Consider the following 3,393-nt stretch of genomic DNA (forward strand, 5'->3'; position numbering starts at 1 on the left):
TAATGCCGTTCAGTTAAGGTCCCGTTTCAGGTACCGAACGGTGTAGCGGAAAGGTCTGGACTTGACGGCCCGTGCGCAAGAGCGCCCGGGCCGTTTTTCGTTGGCAAGCTGCTTGAGCCGCTCGCGCAGGCGCACGAGCAGCGCAGGAAGTTTGCCGTACGAGCGGGTCACGGCTGCCCATGACATCTCATACTGAATCGTGTGAAACGCGCGGATGAAGCTCAGGTCCTCGGGGGCGCGTCCGGCCTCAAGCGCGGCCTTCGCCACCTCCAGCCGGATCAGGTTGTAGGCAATCAGGGCGCCCCAGAACTCCTGGTAGACGCCGTCAACGGTCTGGCTGCGCAGGGTCAACTCCATGCCCAGCATCGACTGCTTCAATTCCCGGTAACTGGTCTCGATCTGCCAGCGACGTGCGTAGCAGGACACGATGTCCGTTGCCTTGAACCGCTCTCGATCACACAGGGAGCTGAGCAATACCCGCTGCCGGCCACGCGCATCGACGGCAAGCACGGCACGGGCTTGCCAGAACTCAGGCAGTTCCGGACAGGCCTTTCGCGCCTGGGGCGATACACGCATGCGCACCATCTGGTCGCCGGGTTCGCCGCTGAGCACCTCCCAGCGCGTATTGGACTTGGCTGGAATGATGAAATGCCGGTTCGCGCCACCCGAGACCAGGTTGCACAACAACTGGGCCGACAGAAACCCTTTGTCAAACACCGTAATGGAGTTCTCCGGCACGCGCGGAACAAGCTGGCGCGCCGAGATCATCTCGTTGACGTCGTAAGGGCCGAATTCGGCGTCGCGCACCAGGTGCGTGGGAATGGCAGTCAGCGTGACTGCGCGCAACTGGGGGTAGCTGCCCACCCGGTCATGTGCGGCCACGGACGCCCCGAAGTGCCTGCGGTTGGCGGGACTGTCGGCCGTGCGCAGCGTGGTGCCGTCCATGGCGAACAGCGAGAATCCCTTGAAGAGGTAGTGTGCCTGATCCTGGGTAGTCCAGTTCCTGGCGCATTCGTGAAAGAGCCACGCCAGCGGCGCGGCGCCAGTGCGCTGTCGTGCCTGGGCGATGGCACTCTTGCTGACAAACGACGCATCGGGTGCGGGAAGAGCAAGCTCCAGGGCGTCAACGACCTCACTGACCGACTGATGCCGGTACAGCGCCAGCGCGATCACCAGCCACACCACCTGCTGCGCTGGCAGGCGGCGCCGCCGGATGCTGGCGCTGCCGCTGGCCTGAACTGCCTGTTCAATCCATTCATATGGCAGATGCTGGCCCAGCCGATCCCATTCGAACGGCGGGTGCGCATCGACAAGAAGAGGAAGGTCGTCAACCAGCATGGCGACGAAAGTTAACACCGTCGCGCCCTGTTTACAACAGGCGCTCGCCACAAACAAAAATGCCGTTCAGTTGCTTAACTGAACGGCATTACCTCAATGTGACCCTGATGCTGACTACGGTGCCCGACGAGGGCACCGCCGAAACGCTCGCCGCCGGGGCGCTCGCGCAGCGCCTCGCTGCGTGCGTGACGCGCCTGGCCGCCGTGCACGCGCAGTATCACTGGCAGGGCAACATCGCGTCGGACAACGAGATCCAGCTGCTCTTCAAGACGAGCCTCGCCCGCGCGGCCGAGCTCGAACAGTTCATCCAGACCCAGCATCCCTACGAGACGCCCGAGATTCTCTCGTGGCAAGCCACGGCGTCGAACGCCTACGGGCAATGGGTCAATGCCGAGACTCAGCGCACTCTTCATGTCTAACCGCTTCGATCGGCGCTCGCGCGCCGCGCCGTACGCTTCGCTGTCCGGCTTTCTCCTGCTCGTCTGCTGTCTGCTGCCGATGTTGTTTGGCACTTCGCTCGCGCGTGCGGCCGACGACGACTTCCTGCCGCCCGACCAGGCCTTCACGTTCAGCGCGAGCGAAGCGCCGGGCATGGTCGACGTGCACTTCAAGATCGCCGACGGCTACTACATGTACCGCGAGCGCTTCGCCTTCGCCGCGCGCAACGGCACGGTGCAGCTGGGAGAGGCGCAGATCCCGCCCGGCCACGTCAAGTTCGATCCGACCTTCCAGAAGAATGTCGAAACCTATCGAGGCGAGTTGACGATCCGCGTGCCGGTGCAAAAGGCGAGCGGTCCGTTCGATCTCGCGGTGACATCGCAGGGCTGCGCCGATGCGGGCATCTGTTATCCGCCCGCGGAACACGTGTTTCACGTAAGTGGCGCGGCGTTGCAGGCCGCTACGGCCGGCCAGAGCGCCGTGCCGGGCGCAGCGAACCCGACGCCCGCGCCCCAGCCGCAAACCAGCGCGGCACCCGCAGCAGGCGGTACCGACGAGCCCTGGTACGAGCGCGCCACGAGCGCCGACTACGCGCAATCGCTGTTGCAGGGCGGCGGCTTTTTCGCCGTGGTGGGCCTGTACTTCGTGGCTGGCATGGTGCTGAGCCTCTTGCCCTGCTCGTACCCGATGATCCCGATCCTCTCGGCGATCATCGTCGGTGAGGGCGCCCGCGTCACGCGCTCTCGCGGCTTCGCGCTCTCGTTCGTCTACGTGCTCGGCATGGCGCTCGTCTACACGGCGCTGGGTATTGCCGCTGCGCTGGTCGGCCAGAGCCTTGGCGCATGGCTGCAGAACCCGTGGGTGCTGGGCGTGTTCGCCGTGCTCCTCGCCGCGTTCGCCGTCGTGCTGATCGCCGGCTACGACATCGCGCTGCCGCAGCGCTGGCAGGACGGCGCCTCGCGCGCCACCCAGGGCCGTTCCGGCGGCAAATTCGCCGCTGTCGCCGTGATGGGCGCGCTTTCCGCGCTCGTGGTGGGCGCCTGCATGACCGCGCCGCTCTTCGCGGTGCTGGCGTTCATCGCGCACACGGGCAACGCCGTGCTCGGCGGCGCGGCGCTCTTTGCGATGGGGCTGGGTCTTGGCGTCCCGCTGATGATCCTCGGCCTCGGCGCGGGCTCGCTGCTGCCTCGCGCGGGCACGTGGATGGATGGCGTGAAGGTGTTCTTCGGCGTCGTGCTGCTGGCGGCCGCGCTGTGGATCGTCTGGCCGGTGCTCGGCGCCACCGCACAGATGCTGCTCGCCGCCCTCTGGCTGCTGCTCGCGGCCGCCGCGCTTGGCCTCTTCACGCCGAACTCGGGTGCGGCCAACGTCTGGCGGCGCCTCGGGCGTGGTCTCGGCGCGGCGTTCGCGATCTGGGCCGCGACGCTGATCGTCGGTCTTGCGGCGGGTTCGACCGATCCGCTGCGTCCGCTCGCCGTGCTGGCCGCGCGCGTGGGCGGCGCGAGCGATGTTGCCGCCGCCGGCGCGGCACAGTCCGCGGGCGCCAGCGAAGCGAACGCATTGGTCTTCGCGCCCGTGCGCTCGCCCGCGCAGCTCGACGCGGCGCTGAAGACTGCG

Annotated in this window: 3 protein-coding genes; 2 read left to right on the top strand and 1 reads right to left on the bottom strand. The window is 66.8% G+C overall.

Annotated elements, in window-relative coordinates; all coding sequences use genetic code 11:
- Window positions 1-9: 9 nt before the first annotated feature.
- Entirely contained in the window at window positions 10-1,338 is a 1,329-nt protein-coding gene (locus M3A49_RS42180) for an IS4 family transposase (protein ID WP_266233974.1), read from the bottom strand.
- A gap of 107 nt (window positions 1,339-1,445) precedes the next feature.
- Here M3A49_RS42180 and cutA point away from each other — a divergent pair, with 107 nt between their 5' ends.
- Entirely contained in the window at window positions 1,446-1,757 is a 312-nt protein-coding gene (gene cutA, locus M3A49_RS42185; protein ID WP_266233972.1) for a divalent-cation tolerance protein CutA, read from the top strand.
- The coding region (gene dsbD / locus M3A49_RS42190) for a protein-disulfide reductase DsbD (RefSeq protein ID WP_266233973.1) at window positions 1,750-3,393 on the top strand (1,644 nt) is incomplete at its 3' end. The genes cutA and dsbD, both read left to right, overlap by 8 nt.

It is taken from the genome of Paraburkholderia sp. CNPSo 3076 (assembly GCF_026343935.1).
In the GTDB taxonomy this organism is placed as follows: domain Bacteria; phylum Pseudomonadota; class Gammaproteobacteria; order Burkholderiales; family Burkholderiaceae; genus Paraburkholderia; species Paraburkholderia nodosa.